Origin of the sequence: Aeromonas fluvialis (assembly GCF_000819885.1) — a bacterium.
In the GTDB taxonomy this organism is placed as follows: Bacteria; Pseudomonadota; Gammaproteobacteria; order Enterobacterales; family Aeromonadaceae; genus Aeromonas; species Aeromonas fluvialis.
The window spans coordinates 105,330-129,782 of record NZ_CDBO01000040.1 but is presented as its reverse complement, the minus strand read 5'-3'; the positions used below and the strand labels follow the sequence as shown (position 1 = coordinate 129,782).

21 protein-coding genes and 1 pseudogene are annotated in these 24,453 nt (G+C 62.2%); 6 read left to right on the top strand and 16 right to left on the bottom strand.

The features are described from left to right. The 8 genes from BN1125_RS09145 to BN1125_RS09115 form a co-directional block, all read right to left on the bottom strand. A complete protein-coding gene (locus tag BN1125_RS09145; protein WP_042011945.1) occupies positions 1 to 849 on the bottom strand; it encodes a SanA/YdcF family protein in 849 nt (282 codons plus the stop codon). Positions 850 to 1,067: 218 nt separating this feature from the next. Continuing rightward, positions 1,068 to 2,483, bottom strand: coding sequence for an o-succinylbenzoate--CoA ligase (gene menE / locus BN1125_RS09140; protein ID WP_042011944.1), 1,416 nt, complete (start codon positions 2,481 to 2,483; stop codon positions 1,068 to 1,070). Then, positions 2,476 to 3,405 (bottom strand): o-succinylbenzoate synthase, encoded by a 930-nt coding sequence (menC, locus tag BN1125_RS09135; RefSeq protein WP_042011942.1) that lies wholly within the window; start codon positions 3,403 to 3,405, stop codon positions 2,476 to 2,478. The genes menE and menC overlap by 8 nt, the downstream gene beginning before the upstream one ends. Then, positions 3,405 to 4,265, bottom strand: a complete 861-nt coding sequence (menB, locus tag BN1125_RS09130) for a 1,4-dihydroxy-2-naphthoyl-CoA synthase (protein ID WP_042011940.1) — start codon at positions 4,263 to 4,265, stop codon at positions 3,405 to 3,407. The genes menC and menB overlap by 1 nt, the downstream gene beginning before the upstream one ends. Then, entirely contained in the window at positions 4,258 to 4,383 is a 126-nt protein-coding gene (locus BN1125_RS19680; protein WP_280136069.1) for a hypothetical protein, read from the bottom strand. Before BN1125_RS19680 ends, menB begins: the two co-directional genes overlap by 8 nt. Beyond that, positions 4,376 to 5,167: a 2-succinyl-6-hydroxy-2,4-cyclohexadiene-1-carboxylate synthase gene (gene menH, locus BN1125_RS09125; RefSeq protein ID WP_042011938.1), complete on the bottom strand. Its 792-nt coding sequence runs from the start codon at positions 5,165 to 5,167 to the stop codon at positions 4,376 to 4,378. The genes BN1125_RS19680 and menH overlap by 8 nt, the downstream gene beginning before the upstream one ends. Continuing rightward, entirely contained in the window at positions 5,127 to 6,884 is a 1,758-nt protein-coding gene (gene menD / locus BN1125_RS09120) for a 2-succinyl-5-enolpyruvyl-6-hydroxy-3-cyclohexene-1-carboxylic-acid synthase (protein WP_042011936.1), read from the bottom strand. The genes menH and menD overlap by 41 nt, the downstream gene beginning before the upstream one ends. A gap of 32 nt (positions 6,885 to 6,916) precedes the next feature. After that, positions 6,917 to 8,239 carry an isochorismate synthase gene (locus tag BN1125_RS09115; RefSeq protein ID WP_042011935.1) on the bottom strand — a complete coding sequence of 441 codons (1,323 nt, stop codon included), beginning with the start codon at positions 8,237 to 8,239 and terminating at the stop codon, positions 6,917 to 6,919. Positions 8,240 to 8,447: 208 nt separating this feature from the next. Here BN1125_RS09115 and BN1125_RS09110 point away from each other — a divergent pair, with 208 nt between their 5' ends. After that, positions 8,448 to 9,353 carry a 1,4-dihydroxy-2-naphthoate polyprenyltransferase gene (locus BN1125_RS09110; RefSeq protein ID WP_042011989.1) on the top strand — a complete coding sequence of 302 codons (906 nt, stop codon included), beginning with the start codon at positions 8,448 to 8,450 and terminating at the stop codon, positions 9,351 to 9,353. A gap of 61 nt (positions 9,354 to 9,414) precedes the next feature. On the opposite strand, the pseudogene BN1125_RS19895 reads toward BN1125_RS09110, so the two are convergent. The 5 genes and pseudogenes from BN1125_RS19895 to BN1125_RS09090 all read right to left on the bottom strand — a co-directional run. Continuing rightward, positions 9,415 to 9,522, bottom strand: a pseudogene (locus BN1125_RS19895) (YkgJ family cysteine cluster protein); the annotation flags it as partial. Between the two features lie 39 nt (positions 9,523 to 9,561). Beyond that, positions 9,562 to 9,852: a YkgJ family cysteine cluster protein gene (locus BN1125_RS09105; protein WP_042011933.1), complete on the bottom strand. Its 291-nt coding sequence runs from the start codon at positions 9,850 to 9,852 to the stop codon at positions 9,562 to 9,564. 89 nt (positions 9,853 to 9,941) lie between these two features. Next, a complete protein-coding gene (dbpA, locus tag BN1125_RS09100) occupies positions 9,942 to 11,321 on the bottom strand; it encodes an ATP-dependent RNA helicase DbpA (RefSeq protein ID WP_042011932.1) in 1,380 nt (459 codons plus the stop codon). A gap of 123 nt (positions 11,322 to 11,444) precedes the next feature. Continuing rightward, positions 11,445 to 11,951 (bottom strand): metal-dependent hydrolase, encoded by a 507-nt coding sequence (locus BN1125_RS09095; protein WP_042011987.1) that lies wholly within the window; start codon positions 11,949 to 11,951, stop codon positions 11,445 to 11,447. Between the two features lie 125 nt (positions 11,952 to 12,076). Continuing rightward, positions 12,077 to 12,526, bottom strand: coding sequence for a YaiI/YqxD family protein (locus BN1125_RS09090; protein ID WP_042011931.1), 450 nt, complete (start codon positions 12,524 to 12,526; stop codon positions 12,077 to 12,079). Positions 12,527 to 12,666: 140 nt separating this feature from the next. Here BN1125_RS09090 and zntB point away from each other — a divergent pair, with 140 nt between their 5' ends. Then, positions 12,667 to 13,632, top strand: a complete 966-nt coding sequence (gene zntB / locus BN1125_RS09085; RefSeq protein WP_042011929.1) for a zinc transporter ZntB — start codon at positions 12,667 to 12,669, stop codon at positions 13,630 to 13,632. A gap of 10 nt (positions 13,633 to 13,642) precedes the next feature. Further along, positions 13,643 to 14,155 (top strand): mechanosensitive ion channel domain-containing protein, encoded by a 513-nt coding sequence (locus tag BN1125_RS09080; RefSeq protein ID WP_042011928.1) that lies wholly within the window; start codon positions 13,643 to 13,645, stop codon positions 14,153 to 14,155. Positions 14,156 to 14,305: 150 nt separating this feature from the next. Here BN1125_RS09080 and BN1125_RS09075 read toward each other — a convergent pair whose 3' ends face one another. Continuing rightward, positions 14,306 to 14,719, bottom strand: a complete 414-nt coding sequence (locus tag BN1125_RS09075) for a hypothetical protein (RefSeq protein ID WP_042011926.1) — start codon at positions 14,717 to 14,719, stop codon at positions 14,306 to 14,308. 262 nt (positions 14,720 to 14,981) lie between these two features. Between BN1125_RS09075 and pulA the strand changes: the two genes are divergently transcribed. Further along, the gene (pulA, locus tag BN1125_RS09070) at positions 14,982 to 19,022 is read left to right on the top strand and encodes a pullulanase-type alpha-1,6-glucosidase (RefSeq protein ID WP_084202291.1); all 4,041 of its coding nucleotides are present in this window, start codon (positions 14,982 to 14,984) and stop codon (positions 19,020 to 19,022) included. A 198-nt stretch (positions 19,023 to 19,220) separates the two neighbouring features. On the opposite strand, the gene BN1125_RS09065 is transcribed toward pulA, so the two are convergent. After that, positions 19,221 to 21,680, bottom strand: a complete 2,460-nt coding sequence (locus BN1125_RS09065; protein ID WP_042011924.1) for a zinc/cadmium/mercury/lead-transporting ATPase — start codon at positions 21,678 to 21,680, stop codon at positions 19,221 to 19,223. A 184-nt stretch (positions 21,681 to 21,864) separates the two neighbouring features. Between BN1125_RS09065 and tpx the strand changes: the two genes are divergently transcribed. Together tpx and BN1125_RS09055 are read left to right on the top strand one after the other, a co-directional pair. After that, the gene (tpx, locus tag BN1125_RS09060) at positions 21,865 to 22,365 is read left to right on the top strand and encodes a thiol peroxidase (protein WP_042011922.1); all 501 of its coding nucleotides are present in this window, start codon (positions 21,865 to 21,867) and stop codon (positions 22,363 to 22,365) included. A gap of 396 nt (positions 22,366 to 22,761) precedes the next feature. After that, the gene (locus BN1125_RS09055; protein ID WP_042011921.1) at positions 22,762 to 23,991 is read left to right on the top strand and encodes a DEAD/DEAH box helicase; all 1,230 of its coding nucleotides are present in this window, start codon (positions 22,762 to 22,764) and stop codon (positions 23,989 to 23,991) included. Positions 23,992 to 24,125: 134 nt separating this feature from the next. On the opposite strand, the gene BN1125_RS09050 is transcribed toward BN1125_RS09055, so the two are convergent. Next, entirely contained in the window at positions 24,126 to 24,422 is a 297-nt protein-coding gene (locus tag BN1125_RS09050; protein WP_042011920.1) for a hypothetical protein, read from the bottom strand. Positions 24,423 to 24,453: the final 31 nt, after the last annotated feature.

The following is a 24,453-nucleotide window of genomic DNA, read 5'->3' as shown; positions in this document are numbered from 1 at the left end:
TTAGGGGGCAGCCGGGTCGGTGCTGGCGGCCGAAGGGGCGATCGGCAATGTGGGCTGGATGAGGGTAGGCGCCTCGGCGGCGGCTTTAGCGGGAGTGAGTGGCGCCGTTGCCGCCGCTGGCTTAACCTCATCCACCGCCGGTTTGGGTTGTGCGAGGCAGGGGTGCAGGGTGCCGAGAGTGCTCAGCGAGTGGCAAGGCACAGGCAGACCGATGGGGACCGGCTCTCCGAGAAACTTGGGCCCCTTGTCCAGCACGTAGAGGTCGACCAGCCCCATCAGGCGGGCAAAGACTTCTCGCACCCGGGTGCGGATCCCCTGATAGGCGCTGGGGTCCTCGGCATTGAAGCCGACCGCGTCGATACCGAAATGGCGGGCGATAAAAATGGCCCGCTCGTTATGAAAGCCCTGGGAGACCACGGTAAAGTGACTCTGACCGAATACCTCCCTGGCCCGAACCACAGAGTCGAGGGTGCGGAATCCGGCGAAATCCATATAGATGGCAGAGGCGGGGATTCCTGCCTTGATCAGGGCGCGATGCATCTGGCGCGGCTCGTTGTACTGCACGGTGGCGTTGTCACCGGAGACGATGATGAAGTCCACCTTGGCATTGTTGTAGAGCTCGGCGGCTGCCTTGATACGGTACTTGAAGTAGTAGTTGGGGCCACCACCGGCGAGGTATTTGGAGGTGCCCAACACCACCGCAACCCGGTTGTAGGGCACCTCATCCACCTGATCGTAGGTGTAGTGGCGGGCATCCGAGACGATCCATTCGCTATAGGCCAGCACCGAGGCAATCAGTGCCAGCAGTATCAGCAGGCTGGCGAGGAGGATCTTGGCAAACTTCTTCATGCGAGGTGCGGTCAGGGTCTGGAGTTGGGGAGGCTATCTGCATTCTATTACAACTCGGCCGCTGGCGTCAGGTTTGACGGCGAGCGAGCGCCTCATTCGGGCAGGTGAAGCGCTATCAGCGGGCGGAGTCGTTGCCCTTGCTGACATCTGTTTTTTATGTCAGACAAATCAATAAAATGGCCTTCTTGTGCATCTATCCTGATGATCGGGGGTTATCGCTATTGATGAGCGATCTGTTGTCGCGCAACCTTGCCCAACTGTTGGCGTGAGGGTTTGAGATTGCCGCCAAGATCGGGCCAGGGGAGCCAGTGGTCGGGCACCATAAAACCGGGCAGGCCGCTGCGGAGCCAGGCGGCCAGTTCGGCATAAGGCCGCGGCTCGCCGTGCCAGTCGATAAAGGCGGCGGGGCGTTGCCCCCACTCGTCGCTCGGCACCGGCACCACCAGCGCCTGGGCGATGGCGGGATGATCCACCAGTCGCTGCTCTATGGTTTCGGGCTGGATGTTTTCGCCCCCCGAGATGAAGAGGTTGTCGAGCCGCCCCTCGACCAGCAGTTCCCCTGCCGCAGTGAAGCGTCCCTTGTCGCGGGTATGAAACCAGCCCTCGCCATCGAGGGGCAGTTCCAGCTCGCCTGCCCGATAGTAACCGGCAAACAGGGTGGCGCCGCGCACGCAGATCTCCTGCTCCCGGATGCACACTTCCCGTCCCGGTAGCGGGAGCCCGACCACACCGGCATCGCCGGGGATGGTGGTGCAAACCTGGCTACCCATCTCGGAGAGGCCATAACTCACCTTGGGTTCGAGCCCCATGGCACAGAGGCGGCTCACCAGCGGTTGCGGGATGGCGGCGCCACCGAGCAGCAACTCGCGCAGGCGGGTGCGAGCAGGGTCAAAGCCCTCTGCCAGCAGGCGCCAGAGCTGGGTCGGCACCAGAGACAAGTGAGTGATGGGTTGGCACTCCAACCGCTCCTTGAGGGGGCGTTCACGCTGATCCAGCACCAGCGTGGCGCCCGCCAGAAAGACCCGAAACAGGATGGCGTAGCCGCCGACATGGAACAGCGGCAGGGAGAGCAGCCAGCCGGATTCCTCATCGAGGGGCATGAGGGTGGCAGAGCCGCGCGCCGAGGCAAGGTGGTTGCAGAGCCGGTGCACTACCGCTTTCGGCGCGCCGCTGGAGCCCGAGGTGAGGATCATGTTGTTGAGCTGGGTCGATGCCAGCGGCCACGCTTCCTCGCTTGCCAGCAGCTCGCATGTGAAGTCGAGCAGCAAGGATTGCCAGTTGCCTGCCGGGATCTCCCCTGCCGACCAGAAGGCGTCGGCATCGAGTTGCACCGCCAGCTCGCGCTGTTTTTCGAGGGGAAAGGCGGGATTGAGCGGGCAGAACACCACGCCGCTGCGCACGCAGGACCAAGCCAGCAGCACATCTTCCAGCGCCCCGCGCACCACCGCTGCCAGATGATCACCACGGCGCACGCCGGCCTGTTCCAGCTGTTGGCACAGGCTGTTGAGGCGGTCATCGAGCTGGCGGTAACTGAGGGGCGAGCCGGTGTGGATGGCAATGTGGTTCGGGGTGGAAATTGCCCGGTGGCGTACCGGGCAAAGCGTCTGTTCGGGTGAACGGGAGGGGTCAATCACGGTAATACAGTTGCTCCAGTCGGCTCAGATCCGGTTTGCCATCGTCCCCCAGCAGATTGCCTGCCATCCAGCGGCGGGTATCGAGGCCCGGGGCCTGTTCCGGCGTCCATTCGCCTGCCAGATGAAAGAGCTGGTTCAGGCCCAGATCCGATTCGAAGCAGGAGGAGATGATCACCTTGAGCCGCAGTTCGCGGGCGCGAGCGATCAGCGCTTCGCTGTTGGCCAGTGAACCGAGCAGGGTGGGTTTGAGCACCAGCGCGCGCAGTTGCGGGATCGGCTCCCACGGCTTGCCTTGCGCCAGCAGCTCATCCAGCGCCACCGGCATGCCGGTTCGGTTGGCGACAAAGGCGATGTCGGCAAAGTCGGCACAAGGGTCTTCCAGATACTCGATGCGGTTCGGGTCGAGATGGCCGCAGAAGGCCCAAGCCTCCTCGCGGGTCCAGCCCTGGTTGGCGTCCAGCACCAGCTTGAGGGAGGGAAGGCGATCGCACAGCAGGCGGATCAGCGCCAGCTCGTCACGCATCGGGTAGCGCGCCACCTTCAGCTTGGCCTTGCTGGGCGTGCGATGCAGCCACATTTTCCAGTTTTTCAGCAGCTCCTGGGGGGAGCCTTGAATGAGGGGATAGGGCTCCGGCAGCGGGTTGCGCTGCTCGGGCCATGTCCGGCGCGCGCAGTCGAGGCCAAATTGCACCGACGGCAGCACGGGGTTCGGGGTGTTGCCGGCGGCCAGGGCCGCCAGCGTGGCAAGGGCTTCTGCCTCTGCCTGTTGCAGACTCTCTTTCGAGAAGCCGGGCAGGGGGGCGATTTCCCCCCAGCCGTCGTTGATGTGCACCAACAGCCCCTCTCGCGCCACCTCCACCTTGCCGTGAAAGGTCAGTGGCTGGGTAAAAGGCAGTTGATAGCGATACAGGGCTAGTGTCATCAGGGGTTCCGCTTGTATTTGGAGAAGTCGGGGCGACGCTTTTCGTTGAAGGCGTTGCGGCCTTCCTGACCCTCTTCGGTCATGTAGAACAGCATGGTGGCATTGCCCGCCAGTTCCTGCAAGCCCGCCTGACCATCACAGTCAGCGTTGAGGGCGGCTTTCAGGCAGCGCAGCGCCATCGGGCTGTTTTGCAGCATTTCACGGCACCAGCGCACGGTTTCGCGCTCCAGATCCGCCAACGGCACGACGGTGTTGACCAGACCCATGTCGAGGGCTTGGCTCGCATCGTACATGCGGCAGAGGAACCAGATTTCACGGGCTTTCTTCTGGCCGACGATGCGAGCCATGTAGGAAGCACCCCAACCGCCGTCGAAGGAGCCCACTTTCGGGCCGGTCTGGCCAAACTGGGCGTTGTCGGCGGCGATGGTCAGGTCACACATCATGTGCAGCACGTGGCCGCCACCGACCGCGTAACCGGCCACCATGGCAACCACAGGTTTCGGACAGGTGCGGATGTCGCGCTGGAAGTCGAGCACATTGAGGTGGTGAGTTCCCTCATCATCGCGGTATCCACCGTAGTCGCCACGGATCTTCTGGTCGCCGCCGGCGCAGAAGGCTTTCTCGCCAAAACCGGTCAGGATGATGGTGCCGATCTGATCGTCATAACGGGCATCGGCCAGCGCCTGCAGCATCTCTTTGACGGTGCGGGGACGGAAGGCGTTGCGTACCTGGGGACGGTTGATGGTGATCTTGGCAATGCCATCGTTGGACTTGTGATAGAGGATGTCCTCGTAACCGGCGGAGCAATCCTGCCACTCAACAGGAGCGTACAGTTCCGCTTCCGTCATTGCTTCAATCATGGTTTTTTCCTTCTGATCTGGTCGAGTGCAGTTGAGCACCGAGTTGAACATAGAGTTGAGCAATCCCGGCATGTTGAACAGGTGCGTACAGTTCCGCTTCCGTCATTGCTTCAATCATGACTCGTCTCTTCTTGTTGGTTGACCCACTCCGCGAGGAGTCGGGCAAAGGATTCTGGCTGATGGGCGTGCAGATTATGGCCGCCATCCAGCACCAAGTGGTTGATTCTGCGATCTTGGTTCGCCAGCTGGCAAGCCAGCTGATGGAATTTGTGATCCCGCTGGCCACTCACCCAGGTGACCGGCAGCTGGCACGCCATGAGCCAGGGGGCGAGATCCGGCTGCTTGCCGAGCGAGGTGGTGCGCAGCATGGTGGCGATGCCCAGACCGTCGTTGCCAAGGCGGCGGGCGATCTGGCGGGCCCGGGCCGCGTCGTCAAGGTCGGCAAACACCCCTTGCCGGTACCAGTCGCCCAGCACGTTGGCCAGCGGCTCGCGCTCGAAGCGCTGCGCCCACTGTTCATCATGCTGGATGCGGGCGGCCCGTTCACTGGCCGGTAGCCCCGGGTGGCAGTTCTCCAGCAGCAGCCCCTGCAGCCCGGCGGGCTCTTGGCTGGCGTGATAGAGGGCCAGTCGCCCCCCCAGCGAGTAACCCGCCAGCAGATAGCGTTCAATGTTGCGGCTGGCCAGCTCGGCGACCAGCCACTGGTGGCTCTGCTCAAAGTCGCTGACGTTGAGAGCGCTATGCTGGCCGTGACCCGGCAGATCGAGGGCAATGCAGTGGATGGCGGGCAGCCGGTCGATCACCGGTTGCCAGTCGCCGCCATCCCCCAGCAGGCCGTGCAGCAGCACCAGCGGTGTGTTGTTACCGCTCACGGATGGCGGCTCCCAGCGCCTTGAGATCATCGGCTACCTGCTCGCTCGGTACCCGGATCTCGATCAAGGTAACGCCATGTTGGAGGGCGGCGCGGTAATCGCGTTCGAACTCGGCCAGGGTGGTCGGTGCGCGATAGGCGAGGCCAAACATGGCGGCGGCATGTTCAAAGCTGAGGCCGTGGGGCAGCCGGTAGTAGCTCTCCAGCAGCTCCCCTTCGGTGGGCACCGGCAACATACGGAAGATGCTGCCACCATCGTTGTTGAGCAGGATCACCACCAGCGGTCGGCTCGCCTTGCCAAGCAGGGCTAGGCTGTTGAGATCGTGCAGGGCGCTCAGATCGCCAAGCAGCAGGGTGGTGGGCTCATCGCTGCCCGGCCGGGCCGATTGGGCAAAACCGTAGGCGGTGGCGATCAGGCCATCGATGCCAGAGGCACCGCGGTTGGTCATCACCCGGCTCGGCCCCTTGCCCGTTTCACCGAGCATATCCATCAGTCGGGCCGGCATGCTGTTGCCGACAAACAGTTGTCCTTCGATCAGGCGGTTGAGGCGATGGCAGACCCCGAGCTCCGAGAAGCGATTGCAGGCGGCGGCGATCTGCTGGCTGGCGTTGTGTTGCAGCTCGGCCAATGTGTGCCAAGGGGCCCGGGTGGTGACCGGATGGGCCGCGACAAAGGCGCTGGCACAGCAGAGCAGCCGGTTGCGCAGTCGGTAGTCGGGATCGAGCCGCGCCGGTTGCGGATCCACCAGCCAGTAATCCTGCCATGAATGGTGTTTGATGAACTGGCCAAGCCGCTTGGAGACAAGCCGCGCGCCAAATTGCAACAGCACGTCGGCCCGGCCCAGCTCGGCGACGAATTCAGGGTCGTTGAGCGCCATATCCATATGGATGAGGTTGCGGCTATCGAAGCGGATCTGGCTCTGCAGATCCGCCAGCAGCGGCCAGCCGAGTTGCTCCGCCAGCGCGGCGGCGGTCTGTGCCTGCTTCGGGTCGGTAATGCGACCAGCCACAACGATGCCGCGCTGTTGCCGAAAGGTTTCCCACTGTGCCTGAGGGGGGCAGGTGGCCTCGCTCTGTTGCCACGGGCTCCATGGCTTGCGCGAGCCGAGCCAGTCACCGAGGGGGGCCAGATAGTCCGAGAAATCCTGATAGTGCTCGCCCGGGTAGAGGGGCTCGGGGTACATGCAGTTGAAGTGCACCACCCCGGGGGTGAGCGTCTGTCTGGCCAGCGCCTGATCTACCGAGCTCAGCACGAAAGCGGCCGGAATGGTCGGGGTGGGGCTCGGCAGATTCTGCTGATAGACGGGGTAGTGGCCGAAGATCCCCTGCTGGTCGATCGCCTGATTGGCACCGTTGTCGATAAGCTCAGGAGGACGATCGGCGGAGAGAATAATCAGCGGCACACCGGTGAGCTGGGCCTCTGCCACGGCGGGCCAGAGGTTGGCCACGGCTGTGCCCGAGGTCATGATCACCGCCACCGGCCGGTTGCTCCCCTTGGCCAGCCCCAGCGCCATAAAGCCGAGGCCGCGCTCGTCAAAGTGCAGGTGACAACGAAAGCCCTGATGCGCCGCAGCCGCCATGGTCAGCGGCGCAGAGCGGGAGCCGGGGGCCAGCGCGATGTCGCGCACCCCGAGGCGAAAGAGCTCCTCCAGCAAGAGGGAGGACCAGACGTGGTTGAAGGTGGCGTGCTGGCTCGAAAACGGGGGGCAGGCAAACTCTTCGCTGGCAGGCTCTTTACGGGTGGGCATAGGGGCTCTCGTAGCGTGAAAAGGGTGAATGACTATCCCAGCAGGGAGAGCACATTGGCGATCTTGTTGTCGAGCTCGGCCCACTCGGCGACAGGCTCGGAACCGGCGACAATGCCGGCACCGGCAAACAGGGTGACGCTGCCCGGCTGAATGCGGGCGCTGCGAATGGCGACCGAGAACTCGGAAGTCTCCCGACTCAACATGCCGCAGGCACCGGCGTACCAGCCCCGATCGTAGGGCTCGAACTCGCGGATAAAGGCCAGCGCCGCCTCGCGCGGGGCGCCGCCGACCGCCGGTGTGGGGTGGAGGGTATCGAGCAACTGCCAGTCGCAGACGCCGGGCTTGAGCTCGGCTTCGATATCGCACTTGAGGTGTTGCAGCAGCCGGAGTTTGAGAATGCGCGGCTCGGTCAGGCTGGCATCGTGGGTCAGTGGCGCCAGTCGGTTGAGGATGTCGGCGTGCACCAGCCGGTTCTCCAGCCGGTTCTTGCTGTCGGCCAGCAGCTCGGCGGCCAGTTGGGCATCCACCTCTTCATCGCCGGAGCGGCGGATGGTGCCCGCCAGCGCCTCGGTAAAGAGGTGTCTCCCTTCCCGGCGGTAGAGCCGCTCGGGGGAGCAGGCGATAAAGGCCTGCTCGGGGGAGAATTGAAAACCAAAGTGGAAGCAGTCCTGGGCGTGGCGGGCCCACTGGTCGAGCATGGTCCAGGGATTGATATCTGCATCATGGTTCGGACTGGTCAGCACGCTCTCCCGCGATAGCACCACCTTGGGGGTGTGCGCCTGAAAATCGGGGGCGGTAACGCGCTCTACCAGGGTTTGCCACTGGGCGGGGCCGGGGCAATCCTGTCGCTGCCAGGGCTGCTTTTGCAGGGCGGGCAGCGGCGCTTCCGGGCGCAGGGCATCGAGGGCGGCTTCGGCCGCTTGCAGTTCGGCCTCCAGATTGTCGTCATCCAGCCAGAGGTTGAGGCAGAGGCTGACGCACTCGCCACGGCGCACCAGCTCGATGCGGGGCAGCACGAAACGGCAGGGGCCAAACCCTTGCCAACCGGATTGGGCCGGATCGAACGCCAGTCCGCCATAGTAGCGGGGGCTGTCGTCATGATGCTGGCTAGCCGTGTTGGCACACACCCGCTTGATGGCGTGCGGCTCGGTCAGCTCATGGATGGCCCCCAGCGCAACATACTCGGGACGATCCTCTCCACGGGCCTGCCAGTAGATGCGGGGATAGAGGGTTTGCGCCGCGAGCCAGCCCAGAAAGGAGCGGGTCTCGATCGCTACTCGCAACCGCACGAAGCCGCTGACGTTGCTGTGACGCAGGGCGTCCAGTTGTTGCTTGATATGGGTCTGAGCCAACATGGATTCTTGTCTGAGCCGGGTAGTAACGAGCGATCCGGTAGCAGGATGCCGTAGGTTTATGCCAAAGGGCGAGGATTTCCTATATATTATCTGCCCATTCGTCCATGTAAATCGCCCGCGGGAGCTTCACTCTCCGGGGCCAAGTATACCCAAATCCGGTTCGATAACCCTTAACACGATCAAAATCCGATTGTTTGGCCATCACAATATGACAAATACCTTCTCTGTTTGGTTGCTGGCGGCGCGTTTGCGCACCTTGCCGCTCGCCTGCTCTTCCATCCTGCTGGGCTCGGGGCTGGCTGCCAGCCGCGGTGCCTTCGATGGCACCATCATGGCGCTCTCCGTGCTGACCGCCATCCTGCTGCAGATCCTCTCCAACCTGGCCAACGATTACGGCGATGCGGTCTCCGGTGCCGACAACGGTGAGCGGATCGGCCCACAGCGGGCGGTGGTCTCCGGCCTTATTACCCAAAAGCAGATGTGCGTGGCGATGGCGCTGACTGCACTGGCGGCGGTGGCCAGTGGCCTGCTGTTGCTGGGCAGCGCCTTCGGCGGCCAGTGGCTGCAGATTTTGGCATTTGTGGTGTTAGGTGGTGCGGCCATCGTCGCGGCGGTGACCTACACCGTGGGCAAGACCCCTTACGGTTATCGCGGGTTTGGCGATATCTCGGTGTTTCTGTTCTTCGGTCTGCTGGGGGTGCTCGGCTCCTACTACCTCTTTACCAAGAGTCTGGCGTGGGATCTGCTGCTGCCCGCTACCGCTTGTGGTTTGCTGGCCACCGCCGTGCTCAATATCAACAATGTGCGCGACATCGAGACCGACGCCGCCAGCGGCAAGATCACCCTGGCGGTGCGCCTTGGCCGCAACCGCGCCATCGCCTATCACTGGGTGCTGCTGGGGGCTGCGCTGCTGGCGACCATCGCCTTTATCCTGACTCAGCCCGCCAGTTTCTGGCCGTGGATCTTCCTGCCCGCCATGAAGCCTCTCAGCGATGCGGCCCGTACCTTGCGCGAAAGCTACGATGGCGAGGTGCTGACCGGCGCCCTGAAGAAAACAGCCATCAGCGCCTTTCTGTTCAGCCTGCTGCTCTCCATCGGGTTGGCGCTCTCCTGACGGATCACCACCGGTCGCCAACGCCAACAATCAAAAGGGCCTTGAACGCCCTCTCCACCATTTACGCCAGCTTGATAAACCACTTGTCCCGTTCGTCGACGCAATCGGGCTCGCCCATTTCGATTTCACGGCAGGTCAGCGGCCGCATCTCATGGATGTGGCACATCATCGCGGGTAGTGTGGTCGAGAGTGCGGTCGAGCGTCCGGGTCACTTCAGGGTGATAAACCACTTGTCCCGCTCGTCAACGCAGTCGGGCTCACCCATTTCGAATTCGCGGCAGATCAGCGGCCGCACCTCGTAGATACGGCACATCATGGTGTTGCGGTCGAGGGCAGCGCACCAGCCATCGTCCAGCCGGCGCATAACCGGTATCTCGCCTTCCCTTTCCAGTACATAACGGTCCGGCACGCCGGTATCGGTAAAGAGCATCACTTCGAGGCGGCAGCAGCAGGCTTCGCAGTTCTGGCAGCTCACATCGGTTTGGATTGCTTGGGTCATGGTGCCTGTCTTGCCGCATGGCGGCATCGGAGATATGAAACAGGCGCCTGTCAGGCGCCTGTGGTCTGGCTAACGGCTTGCAAAGAACCTTAGCCCAGTTTGCGGGCGCGGTAGCTGCGACCCTTGATCTTGCCTTCCTGCAACCGCTTGAGGGCGGCGCTCCCTACGCTGCGCTTCACCGCGACGTAGGAGTACTGCTCGGCGATCTGGATCTTGCCGACATCGGCGCCGGCAATGCCGCCTTCGCCAGTCAGGGCGCCTAGAATGTCACCGGCCCGCACCTTGGTCTTGCGACCCGCATCGATGGAGAGGGTCACCATCTGCGGGGCGATCGGCTTGATATCGCGGCCGATGCTGTCGAGATCACCCAGCGGCATCGGGGCCTGCTGGTACTCTTCGATGAAGTTGACGCGCTGGGCCTCGTTCGGCTGATAGAGGCTCAGAGCCAGACCCTGCTGGCCGGCACGACCGGTACGGCCGATGCGATGCACGTGCACTTCCGGATCATAGGTCAGCTCGTAGTTGATGACGGCGCCCAGCTCCTTGATGTCGAGACCACGGGCCGCCACGTCGGTGGCCACCAGAATGGTGGCGCTGCCGTTGGCAAAGCGCACCAGCACCTGATCCCGCTCGCGCTGTTCCAGATCGCCGTTCAATGCCAGCGCCGAGAAGCCCTTGGCAGCCAGATGGTCGGCCACGTCGTTACAGGCGCGCTTGGTGTTGCAGAACACCACGCAGGAGCTCGGCTGGTAGTGGCTCAGCAGCCAGGTGAGGGCATCGAGGCGCTGACCGGCAGGCACTTCGTAGAGCTTCTGTTCGATGGCGCTGCCTTCGTGCAGGGACTCCACGCTCACCTCGACCGGATTGCGCTGCACGCCACGGCTCATCTGGGCGATCCCTTCCGGATAGGTGGCGGAGAAGAGCAGGGTCTGACGGCGCTCGGGGGCATAGCTGATGACCCGGTTGATATCTTCGCCAAAGCCCATGTCCAGCATGCGATCCGCTTCGTCCAGCACCAGCGTCTTGAGGCCGGATAGCTCCAGCGTGCCTTGCTCCAGATGCTTGAGAATACGACCCGGGGTGCCGACGGCAATGTGGGCACCAAAGCTCAGGGTGGCGGACTGAGGTGCGGTCGGGGTGCCGCCGCACAGGGTGACCAGCTTGACGTTGGGCAGGGCGCGCGCCAGACGACGGATCTCCTGAGCCACCTGATCCGCCAGTTCGCGGGTCGGGCAGAGCACCAGCGCCTGCACTTCGAGGCGGTTGACGTTGAGCTTGGCCAGCAGGCCGAGGCCGAAGGCGGCAGTCTTGCCGCTGCCGGTTTTTGCCTTGGCGATCAGGTCTTTGCCATCGAGCACCAGGGGCAGGCTCTGGGCCTGGATCGGGGTCATCTGCAGGTAACCCAGGCTGGTGAGGTTCTCTTGCAGGGCGGGGGAGAGATTGAGGCTGCTAAATTCGCTGTTGTTCACAAAAGGACTCTATATCGGAGAAAACGGGGATGCGCGAGCGCTAAGGCCGCGCATCATACCAGAATGTGGCACCGGATGTGGCGGAAATTTGAACGCCCCCCGCCTCCCTCTTACCATCCTGTGCTAGTGCAAGGGGAGACCGCTGGTCCACCAACTGGCAACCAGCAGGGTGAGGGTGCAAAAGCCGGTTTCGATGGCGCCGCCACTGCGCAGTGGCCAGCCCGGCAGCCGGAAGCGGCGCTTGATGGGCCAGAAGAGCGGAATGCCTGCCGGGGTGAGCCAGTCCCCCAGCAGATGACTGAGATAACCGACGATCAGGGCATCCTTGATCCCCATCGACAGGGTGCCCGGTGGCAGGCTTTGATTGAGCCCCCAAATGGCGGCGGCGACGGCCAGCAGGCTGTGGGTGAAGCCGCGATGACCAAGCAGCCGTGACAGGGGTTTGGCGATCCACGGCAGTCGCTGTCCCAGCACGGATCTGGGGTGATCGAGGTCGGGCAACAGGGCGCTGGCCAGGGCGGCGGGTATGGTCTGCCACAGGCTGGCATCGGCCAGGGCCGGAGTGAGCTGCAGTTTGTGGGCGATCAGGGTGCAGGTAACGGAGAAGAGCAGGTGCCCTTGAGCGGTCATGATGATTACGGTGTGGACAAGATGGCGGCGCATCTTACCAGCCTGATGGTTGTGGTCAGCTGTTATTTTAAAAATCAGGATGTTACGGCTAAAAAGCGCCCAGCAAGGGCGCCTTTAGGGTCTCTTTACAGCTTGCCTTTGACCAGCCACTTGTCGAGGGCGTTGGCGAATCGCTGCTTGTCGGCGGCGTTGAAGGGGGCCGGGCCGCCGGTCTGCACGCCGGCTGAGCGCAGCTCTTCCATAAAGTTGCGCATGCCGAGCCGCGCCTTGATGGTCTCGCGGGTGTAGATCTCGCCGCGAGGGTTGAGCGCCTGACCACCGGCATCGATGACCCAGGCGGCGAGGGGAATATCGCCGGTGATCACCAGATCGCCGGGCTTAACCTGCTGGGCAATGACATGATCTGCCACATCGAATCCCTTCTCCACCTGCTGGGTCTTGATAAAGGGTGAGGGCGGCACCCGCAACCCCTGATTGGCCACCAGGGTGGTGACGACCTGGGCGCGGTGGGCGGCGCGGTAGAGGATCTCCTTGACCGGAATGGGGCAGGCATCGGCATCAACCCAGATGGGCATGGCATGGTTTCCTGTAGTTAAAGCGGGCAAAAAACGGGAGTGGGCATGTTAACACAGCTATCTTCCGTCCGGCGCGGGGCTGAGTCCGCCCCGCCTTTGGTGTAAGCTGGGCCCAGCACATGCAACGAGAAGGAGACGAGATGGATCGGGTGCCCACTGATGTAATTTATGCCCTGACCCTGGATGGCAAGGGGGGCATGGCGCCGCTCGCAGCAGGAAGCGAGGTCCCGGCGGCACACCCCGGCTGGCTGCATCTGGATTATGGCAACCCTGAGGCTGCCCGCTGGCTGCTGCAGAGCCCCTTGCTCAGCGAGGCGGCTAAAGAGTCGCTGCTCGGTCAGAGCAGTCGCCCCAAACTGGTACGAATGGGGGATACAGTGCTGCTGGTCTTGCGTGGCATCAACCACAACAGGGAGCACAGGCCCGAAGAGATGGTGGCGTTGCGCATCTTCATTACCCCGGATCTCATCATCAGCAGCCGTCGTCGTCCACTGCTCTCAGAGCTCGATGTGTTCAACCAGCTCGAACTGGGGGGCGGTGCCGACTCGCCGGGCGACTGGCTGGTGGAAATGTGCGATGCCCTCACGGATCGGGCGGGAGAGTTTGTTGAGGAGCTGCATGACAAGATCCTCGATCTGGAAGAGATGGTGTTGGTACGCGACCTGCCCGCCAATGGCCAGCTGGCGCTGATCCGCAAACAGCTCATCATTATCCGCCGTTATCTCTCTCCCCAGCGAGATCTGGTGGCCCGCCTGGCCAATGAGAAGATCAGCTGGCTGGATGAGGATGATCGCCGCCGTCTGCTCGATATCGCCGACCGGCTGCGGCGCTGGCTCGATGATCTTGATGCCGGGGTGGCGCGCACTGCGGTACTGGCAGACGAGATCAATAATCTGATGACGGAGGCGACCAACAGCCGGGCTTACCAGATGTCAGTGATGGCGTTGCTGTTTTTGCCTGCCAGTTTCCTGACCGGCCTGTTTGGCATCAACCTCGGCGGGATGCCCGGGGCCGAGAGTTCGATCGCTTTCTGGGTCTTCTGTGGTTGGCTGGTGACGCTGGCGATCGGTCTGGCTATCTGGCTCAAGTACAGACGCTGGTGGTAGGGGGCGTAACATGTGGCAATCAATAGGGTTCACACTACTGCTGTTGCTGGGACATACCCTGATCCGGCGGCTGATCCACAAGAGCTTGATGACGCTCGGTCAGAGCAAGCAGGTAAGTGAAAGCCGGGTCATCTATGTGGAACATGTTTTCCACTTTCTGCTCGGATGCGCCACCTTGCTGGTGCTGGTCGGTCTGTGGGGACTGGACTTTTCTCGACTGGTGGTGCTCGCGTCGTCCTTCTTCGCGGTGCTGGGGGTCGCCATGGTGGCCCAGTGGTCGATCCTCTCCAATATCACCGCCAGCATTACCATCTTCTTCGCCTTTCCCTACCGAATTGGCGATCGGATCCGCATCCTTGACAAGGATGATTCGGTCACCGGCGTCATCACAGAGATTGGTCTCTTCTACGTGCGGGTGCGCGATGACAACGGCGATCTGGTCACCTATCCGGCCAACCTGATCCTGCAAAAACCGGTCAGGCGGCTGGAGGGGAAGGTGGCGGATCCGTTGCAGCCGGAATAGCAGCAAAGCATCTGCTGCCGAGCAGACTGGGCGTAGCGAGGCATGATGCTCTGGCGTCATCCCATCACTCCAGCATTGAACAGATGCAGACTATTATGGATGCTTCCTGCTTTCGTTATGGCCCGAGCGAGTTAACAATTGGCCCTGCTGCTAGTGCTCCTGTTGTGCGAGATCGGCCTGCGGTTTCTGTTGCCAGATCGCGCCGAGCATCAGCTTGAGCAGCAGTCCTGGCGGGTTGTCCAGCAGCTTGCCGGACTCCAGCAGCAACTGGCCATCGGCGCGAAACCCGAGGCTGGCATCGATAGCGCCATCCTCCGAGACCACCTGGATCAGGCCATTGAGGGCGGAGCGCTCACCGGGCTGACAGCGCAGCCGCAGCTCGCGGGGTTCCCCGAGCAGGGTGAAGGCGCGGCTCAACGGGGGCGAGTCTTCATAATCGGGCCAGTTGAAGAAGTGATACTGTTCGGCCAGGGCACCAGCCTGCTGGCAGAACTGGTCGAACAGTTGCCCGATCGCCTGATACTCCTGATCGAGTCGTCTTGCCTGCTCTTCAATCCGTTTCATCGCTAACTCCTTGTCTATCCACTGGATCAGACATTGCTTTTCTGACCCTGTGACTGCCGTTTTCCAGATATGAGGCCAAATGACCGCGAGGTCTGTGAGCCGGATCGAAGTTTCAGCCTGAAAACGTTATCTTGCTGAAACAGGATGGTTTTTTTGCCCTTCCGCTCACATTTGAATCGATTGCCGCTGATTAATATGACACCGCCTGGCAATGACCAGGTGCTCGACTATCGAGACTAACTACAGCGGGAATTATAAAAATATGGATATGAAAAAGACCAAAGTGGCGCTGGTAACAGCCTCACTCCTCGCGCTTTTGTCAGGCTGTAACGACAACAGTTCTTCGACTCCTACCCCCCCCCCTCAGGATGAGCCTGTCGCTCGTCTTCCCAATGTCCAGCCCCCGGCCGAGCTGCTGATGGCGGGTTCCGACGAGGCCGTGATCGCCCTGGTCGATACCCAGAGCAGCGCAGCGCGCGGTGTCACGGGCCCCTTCGCCAACCACAGCCTGCATCTGTGGAACAACGACGCCTGCAACGCCACGGCGGATAGCGGCCTGAATAGCGGGTGGGATGACCAGAGCAAGACTCCTGCTGAGGTCGACAGCTTTGGTCCGGCCTGGGTGGTCCCACTCAGCAAGGTGGAAGGGTGCATCAACTTTATTGCCCGCAACGGCGATCTGGCCAACCTGACTGGCAGCGATATGAAGGTGATCTTCAGTGAGCACTCGGATCGCACCGTGGCCATCGTCGCGGGCAAGAACGAAATCTTCGGCAGCCGTACCGAGGCCTTCACCGCCGCCTTTGGCGTGGCGGGGGCCAGCGCTCATTTGATCGATGGCAATACCCTGATTTGGCAAGGGGGCAAGGACAAGCCCCACGTTCGCCTCTATTACACTGACTCGGGCACCATCAAGGCCAATGCCGATGGCGTGTTCGATTTCCCCTATATCAGCCTGGCCGCGACCAGTCTGACTGCCGAGCAGCAGGCCAAATATCCGCATCTCAAGGATGCAGCCGCCTTCTCCCTGCCTGCCGGTAAAGATCTCAAGCCCCTGCTCAAGGGTGAGCTGGTGGCCATCGGCACCGATACTGACGGTATCCTGCAGGGGGCCACCCTGGTGCAGAGCGCCGGCGCCCTCGATGCGATCTATGCCCCCGAGGCGACCAAGCTCGGCTATGGTGCAGTGGTCGAAGGTGGCGAGGTGACCTTCCGGCTGTGGGCTCCGACCGCTACCAAGGTCGAGCTGGCACTCTATAACGACAAGAAAGAGTTTGTCGAAAAACGTGCAATGACCTTCGACGATGCCAGCGGCAGCTGGAGCGTGGCAGGGGAGAGCGATCTGGTCGGTCAGTACTACCGCTATGCCATGGAGGTCTACCACCCGCTCACTCGCCAGATTGAAAAATATGAGGTCACCGACCCCTACGCCTTGAGCCTGGCGATGAACTCCGAATACAGCCAGGTGGTGGATCTGAATGATGCCAGCTTGAAACCGGATGGCTGGGATGATCTGAAGAGCCCGCACAGCCAGAAGAGCGCTGCCGAACTGGCCAAAATGGTGATCTATGAGGCCCACATTCGCGATCTGACCGGTAACGATGAATCGACCGACGCTGACAAGCGCGGCAAATTTGTCGGTTTGACCGAAACCGATAGCGCACCGGTCAAGCACCTCAAAGAGCTGGCCAAGAGTGGCGTCAGCCACCTGCACCTGCTGCCGGTGTTCGATATCGCCACCGTGAATGAAGATCCGGCCAAGGTCGCCAATATCAGCGATCCATTTAGCAAGCTGTGCGAGGTGAACCCGGCCGTTAAAGATGATGCCAAGTATGCAGCTAATTGTACCGGTAGCGACACCATCGCCGACGTGCTGGCCACGCTGGACCCGCGCAGTGAAGATGTGCAAGCGCTGTATAGCTACATCCGTGGCGTTGACTCCTTCAACTGGGGTTATGATCCGTTCCACTACACAGTGCCGGAAGGCTCTTACGCTACCGATGCCGATGGCACCGCGCGGATCAAAGAGTTCCGCGAGATGGTCATGGCCATCAAGAACGACATCGGCATGAACGTGGTAATGGATGTGGTCTACAACCACACCAACGAAGCCGGTCTTGGCAACAAGTCGGTGCTCGACAAGATTGTGCCCTGGTACTACCAGCGCCTCAATCAGGATACCGGCAACGTCGAAACCTCCACCTGCTGCTCCAACACCGCCCCTGAGCACGCCATGTTCGCCAAGCTGATCGAAGATTCGCTGGTGACCTGGGCCCGTGACTACAAGGTCGATGCCTTCCGCTTCGATCTGATGGGCCACCACCCGAAAGATCAGATGGTCAAGGCGCTCGCCGCAGTCAAAGAGGTCAACCCCGAGATGTACTTCTACGGTGAAGGCTGGAACTTTGGCGAAGTAGAAAACGACAAGCGCTTCGTGCAGGCCACCCAGAAGAACCTCGGCGGCACCGGCATCGGCTCCTTCTCCGATCGCTTGCGTGATGCAGTGCGTGGCGGCAGCCCGTTTGATGGCGGTGATGGCATTCGCCAAACCCAGGGCTTTGGTAACGGCGCACTTGTTGACGAGAACGAGATGAGCAAGGTCGAGCTGGACACCGCGCTGCATCAGGCTGACCTGGTTCGCCTTGGCATGGCCGGCAACCTGAAAGAGTTTGTGCTGACCGACAAGGATGGCGTGCCCAAGAAAGGGGCGGATGTCGACTATAACGGCCAAGCGGCCGGTTATGCGGTCGATCCGATCGAGATCCAGAACTACGTCTCCAAGCACGACAACCAGACCCTGTTTGATATCAACGTCTACAAGGCTGCGGAAGGCGCCGACCTGCTGCGGATGCAAGCCGTGTCGCTGGCGACCGCCATGCTGGGTCAGGCCATTCCGTTCACCCATGCCGGTAGCGAACTGCTGCGCTCCAAATCGATGGAACGCGACAGCTACGACTCGGGTGACTGGTACAACAAGCTCGACTACACCTTGCAAGATAACAACTACGACAAGGGCTTGCCGCGTGCCGACAAGGATCGCGACAACTACGAGTTGATTGCAAAAGTACTGCCGATGCATGCCAAACCCAGCTCGGAACAGATGGCAACCATGGTCGGCTTCTATCAGGAGCTGGCGGAACTGCGCGCCTCTTCCCCACTGTTCACCCTGGGTAGCGGTAGCGAAGTGATCAAGCGGGTCGACTTCCGTAACACCGGGCCGGATCAGGTGCCGGGCCTCATCGTCATGACGGTGGATGATGGTGCCAGCGTAGGGGCGGATCTGGATCCGGCCATCGACGGTCTGGTGGTGATGATCAACGCCAGCAACCAGAGCCAGAGTATCGGTGACTTCCGTGACGGCAACGATCAGCCCATCGATCTCTCCGGTATGGTGCTGAGCAGCAAGCATCGCGCAGTCGACAGCATCGCCAGCGGCGCCGCCTATGACAACGGCCAACTGACGCTGGGGGCCTGGTCTGCCGCCGTGTTCGTCAAGCCGCAGTCTGGCGCACAGGGCGCGGGCCTGCCGGTGGGCAAGAAGACCGACCTGAGCACGCTGCCCCCCTTCGGTGATACCGAGGTATTTGTCCGTGGTTTCTTGGGGGCCTGGGATCCGGTCAACAAGATGAGCTTCAGTGGCAACTACACCTATGAGTTCACCACCGAAGTGACGACGGATCAGCTGGGGACGACCCAGGTGAAGATCGCCGGCAGCGACTGGGGCGGCCCCGTCAACTACGGCAAGTGCAGCGATACCGACCAGTTGGCAATCGGCCAGGTCAGCGCGCTCTGCGCCAACGGCGGGGATCTGCCGTTCAATGTGGACAAGGCGGGCAGCTACAAGTTTGTCTTTACCGCCATGAACAAGGACAAGCCTACCCTGAGCGTCAGCTTCACCGAGCCGGTGCAGAGCTGCAAGGTGCTGGAGACGGTAGCGGGCAATCCGCTGGAACATAACCTGTTCGTCAAAGGCGGTTTGAATGAATGGGGCGTTAAGCCTGAACACCAGCTCTCCTACAAAGGAATGGATGGGGATCTGGCCATTTATCAAGTGGTGTTTAACTACAGCGGTACTACAGAGTTCAAGCTTGCCGATGAGGATTGGAAGTTTGAGTACCTGTACAACGGTGGTGGAGCCATTGAACCGGAAGTGGGTTATGCATTCGCTTATGCCAAGCCCGGCTCTGGCGCAAAGAACAATAGCCTGACACTCCCGCAGGGTTACTGGAGTTTCTTGGTGAAGGTCGATCCAACCGGTGCCAAGCCAGGGACTGGTATTGTTCAGGAGTGCACGCCCAAGTAAGCAATCCCATTGAGCCTGGGGGCTGGCTCGGCGTCCCCGGGTTGATTTCCACCTTGCCAAGGGTGGGATAACTCCGAGAGAGTAAGCAAAGCGCGACTGCCGACCGGCAGGCGCGCTTTTTATTTTCCGCCACCGGCTGCAAAAAAGCCGCCCCGGTGGGGCGGCATTGGTTATTTCACGGTTTCTGGCTGTGCGGGATCAGCGCTTGCGCAACAGCCGCAGGGCGTTGGCAGTGACCAGCGCGGTGGCGCCGGTGTCGGCCAACACAGCAATCCACAGGCCGGTGATGCCGAGCAGACTGGTGACCAGGAAGAGGGCCTTCAGTCCCAGTGCCAGCGCGATATTCTGGTGGATGTTGGCCAGCGCGGCCCGCGACAGCCGGATCATGGCGGCGATGCCGCCGAGCTGGTTGTGGGTCAGCGCCGCATCGGCGGTCTCCAGCGCCACATCGGTGCCGCCCCCCATGGCGATGCCGATACTGGCCCGTTTCATGGCGGGGGCATCGTTGATGCCATCGCCGATCATGGCAACCTTCCGGGTGCTGGCCAGCTTGGCGATCTCTTCTACCTTGTTCTCCGGCAGCAGACCGGCACGCCAGCCCATGCCCAGCTCGGTGGCGATCGCCTCGGCGGCACGGGGGTTATCCCCGGTTAACATGATGCTGTTGAGCCCGAGCTGATGGAGTTCTTGCAGCGCAGCCGCCGCCTCCGGCCGGATCTGATCCCGCAGCGCCAGCAGGGCGACTGGCAACGCCTGAGCATCGCTGCTCTGGCAGAGCACCACAACGGTCTTGCCCTGCCGCTCCAGCGAAGCAATCCGGGTTTGCTGTTCCATATTCAGGGCCGCCACCCGGCTCGGTGCCAGCAGTTGCCACAGTTCGCCGTTGATGCGTCCCTCAACGCCCATGCCCGGTAGGGCTCGCAGGTCGCGGGCCTCCGCCAGCGTCAGCCCCTGTTCGGTCGCGTTGGCGACCACGGCGCGGGCCAGCGGGTGGTGGGAGCCCTGCTCGATGGCAGCCGCCAGTGCCAGCAACTCGGTCTCCGGTTGGCCATTGAGGCTCACCAGCTCGGTCAGTTGCGGCTTGCCCAGGGTCAGGGTGCCGGTCTTGTCAAAGGCTACGGTGTCGATATGGGCCAGTCGTTCCAGTGCGGCCCCCCCTTTGATCAGCGCCCCCTGACGGGTTGCCGCGGCCAGCGCCGAGGTGACCGCTGCCGGGGTGGAGATGACCAGCGCGCAGGGACAGCCGATCAGCAGCAGCGCCAGTCCGCGATAGATCCACTCGTCCCAGCTCTGGCCGAAGGCAAGGGGCGGCACCAGCACCACCAGCAGGGCGACCAGCATCATGGCCGGGGTATACCAGCGGCTGAAGCGGTCGATAAAGCGCTCGATGGGCGCGCGCTGGCTTTCGGCCTCCTCGATGAGGTGCAGAATGCGGTCGATGGCGTTGTTGCCGGGCTCGGAGACGACTTCAAGGCGCAGCACTCGATCGGCAGCCAGACTGCCGGCCGGCACTTTGTCACCCTGACGGCGTTCCACCGGAATAGACTCACCGGTCAGGGCGCTTTCGTCAAATGCACCGAGGGCGTCGAGCAGGCGGGCGTCGGCAGGTAGACGGGCACCCGGGGCGATTTCGATGATATCGCCGGGACGCAGCTCATCGGCAGCTACCTCTTCCCGCATCTCGCCCTCGGCAGTGGTACGGATCCGCAGCGCCTTGTCAGGCACCAGCGCCATCAGGGCTGTGACCCCGGCCCGAGCGCGCCCGGCGGCGTAGGCCTCCAGATGTTCACCCAGCATAAAGAGCAGCAGCACCATGGCCGCTTCGGCGGTTTCGCCGAGGAACAGGGCCCCCACGGCGGCGACCGTCATCAGGGTCTCGATGGCAAAGGGGGAGCCGCTTTTGGTCAGCGCCCACGCCTTGCGGGAGATAGGCCACAGACCCCAGAGGGTCGCCAGGGTAAAGAGTGGCTGACCGAGCTCTTTCGGCAGCAGGGCGGCGACCAACATCAGGCCGGCCAGTGACAGGGGCTGCCAATATTTGCCCAAAAAGTTACCGAATAGATTGCCTTGCAGGGGCTGTTGTGAAGCTTGCTTACGGCCAGCTGCCTGCTTGTCAGCACTTTCCCCCTTGAGCTGGAAACCTGCGGCCAGCACGGCGGCGGTGACGGGATCGGGGGAGAGGCCGGGGGCCAGATCCACCACCAGCTTCTCGGTGGCAAACAGCACGCGCGCCTGCTGCACGCCGCTCACCCGGCTGACGGCGGTCTCGATCTTGCGGGCGCAGCTGGGGCAATCCATTCCCATCACCTGCCAGCTATGGCGGCTGTTGCCTTGCTCCGGCGCAACCAGCGGGTCGGCAGGGGGCATATCGTGCTCATGCTCATGCTCATGCTCATGCTTATGATCGTGAGCCGGCGATAAGGGGGCACTGCAGCACGCTTTATCGTGGTAACTTCCTCGGGGAGGCTCTTCATCCCCAGGTGATTCATTGCCGTCACGGGATGCGTGCTCATGAGGCGTCGGGGTTGAACAGCAACTGACGGGCGTGGTGTTGTCGCAGCAGTGGCTATCGTGGTGATGTTCACTCTGGCCGGGGGCCGCCTTGCTGACGGCCTTGATGGGGGCGGCGTGCTGATGATTGCAGCAGGATTTGCTCATGATGAGTCCCTCTTGATGGATCCCGCCCCTGCGAGATCCCTGATTACCGAGAAGGAGTCTAAACCTTGGTGTTAAGTCCAAGGTCAACCCCTTTATATCCCTTGTCTTCGCGGGTGTTTCTCTGGTCCCGCCGCCCCTATACTGATCACCCGGATTTTTACTACACCAATAAAGGACATAACACATGAGCAACTCAGTCACTCTGCAAGGCAACCCGGTTTCCGTCGCTGGTCACTTCCCGGTCGCCGGTGAGCAAGCCAAGCCCTTCTCCCTGGTGGCCAAGGATCTCTCCGACGTGACCCTGGCAAGCTTTGCCGGTCAGCGCAAAATCCTGAACATCTTCCCGAGCGTTGATACCCCTACCTGCGCGACCTCTGTGCGCAAGTTCAACGAGCAGGCCAGCGCGCTGGATAACACAGTCGTGCTCTGCATCTCCGCCGATCTGCCGTTCGCCCAGTCCCGTTTCTGCGGCGCCGAAGGGCTGGACAAGGTGGTGACCCTCTCCACCCTGCGTGGTGCGGCTTTCATGGAGGATTACGGGGTTGCCTTCTCCTCCGGTCCGCTGGTCGGGCTGACCGCTCGCGCCATCGTGGTGCTGGATGAGCATGACAAGGTGCTGCACAGCGAGCTGGTCGCCGAAGTGGCCGACGAGCCGAACTACGCCGCGGCGCTGGCCGTGCTGTAATCGCGTCAGGTCGACAAAAATCCCGCTTCGGCGGGATTTTTATGGTTCTGCCAGTGGGCTTGTGCCGGTCGCGGCAAGTTGCTCGATGGCGCGCACCACATCATGAATGGTCCCCTCTTGTCGGTATTGAGCGGCCCGGCCGTTCACCGGGATGAGGATTAACAATTCGCTCCGGTTTGGCCTGTTCGGCGGCATTGTTGCTCGCCACGCTGCGCGATTATCAGCAGCAGTATGGTGATGTGTCCGATCATGACAGCTCTCTCTTCGCCAGGTGTCAGAACTGGTGTCGTCCTCCCTCTCTCTGCGCAGGTCATGATGGATTGGGTTTTACTTCTCTCTCCCCGCTCACTAGACTTCGCCTCCACCTCTTCACTCTGCCGATATCTGCGTAACGCCATGACCTTTAACGAACTCGCCCTCGCGCCTGCCCTGCTGGCGGCCTTGCCAACTGACCTCAAGCACCCGACCCGGGTGCAGCAACTGGCGATCCCTGCCGCGCTGGCTGAGCGGGATCTGCTGGCGTTGGCCCGCACCGGCAGTGGTAAAACCCTGGCGTTTGGCCTGCCGCTGTTGCAGCGGCTGGATCCCGCCATCTCAGAGGTACAGGGTGTGGTGCTGGTGCCGACCCGCGAGCTGGCCGCTCAGGTGAGCGGGGTGCTGCAAGGTCTTGCCGAAGCGTTGGGGATGCGACTGGTGACCCTGTGCGGTGGAGTGGCGCAGGAGCAGCAACAGGCCGAGCTGGCACAGGGGCCGCAACTGCTGGTGGCGACCCCGGGGCGACTGCGGGATCTGCTGGGTCAGCAGCGGTTGACCCTTGCCGGAGTGCGAGCCCTCGTACTGGACGAGGCGGATCGCCTGCTGGAGATGGGCTTTTGGCCCGATATCCAGTGGCTGATCAAGGCCATGCCCACCAGGCGTCAGACCCTGCTCTTCTCTGCCACCCTGCCAGCCGAGCTGGATGAGGTGGCGGCAGGTCTGTTGACGGATCCACTGCGAGTCGAAGCGGATCCCCGCAACAGCGTGGCCGATGATATCGAGGAGCAGCTCTATCTGGTCAACAAGAGCAGCAAGGTGCCGACGCTCATCAGCCTGATCAAGGCCCACGAGTGGCCACAGGTGCTGGTCTTTATCAGTGCGAGGGACGATGCCGACGGGGTGGCCCGCAAGCTGGCCAAGGCGGGGATTGCTGTGGCGGCCCTGCACGGTGAGAAGGAGCAGGCGGTGCGCGAGCAGGCGCTTGGTGACTTCAAAGAGGGCAAGGTTCGGGTGCTGGTGGCCACCGACCTGATGGCGCGCGGCATCCATGTGGAGGCGCTGCCGGTGGTGATCAATCTGGACTTGCCGGCCAGTGCCCCCGTTTATGTGCACCGCATCGGCCGTACCGCCCGGGCCGGGCGAAGCGGTCTGGCCCTCTCGCTCACTTGTCACGCTGAAGCCGAGATGCTGAGCGCGATCCGTGCCCTGACCGGCCGTGAATTGCCGGTAAGCGAGCTGGCTGGCTTCCCGGTGACGGACCAGCCTTCGAGTGGCGCGGGCAAGCGCCCGCCCCGCGACAAGCAGGCCAATCGCCGTACCCAGGCCAAGCGCAGCGTCAAGCAGTTCAAGGGCAAGACGCCGCGCAACTGACCGTCAGGCGCTGGCCTGCGGATGGGTAACCGTGCAACATAAAAAGCCGGAGCAGTGGCTCCGGCTTTTTATGTTGTGCCAGCGGAGATGGGGCGGAATGGACAATTCGCTGGCGCGTCCATTCTCCGGGCGATTTAGCGGCCGGATTCGGCGATCACGCGGGCGATGATATCGGCGCGCTTGCTGGCTTCCAGCTCACCCAGGGCGATCAGGCCAGCCTTGAAGATGACGTTCTTCGGCAGGCTGACGTCGTCCAGGGTGGTGATGGCTTCAACGTGCATGCCGTTGAGGCGGCTGGCATCGCGCGGGCTCAGGTTGACCTGGGTGTTCATCACCTGCTTGCCTTTCTTCTTGGCAGGCGCAGCGACTTTCTTGGTGGATTCCTGTTCTTCGTCTTCCGGCAGTTCGTCATCAAAATCGTAAATAGACATAGTCAATCCTGTTGGTTGGTAAGGCCGACCA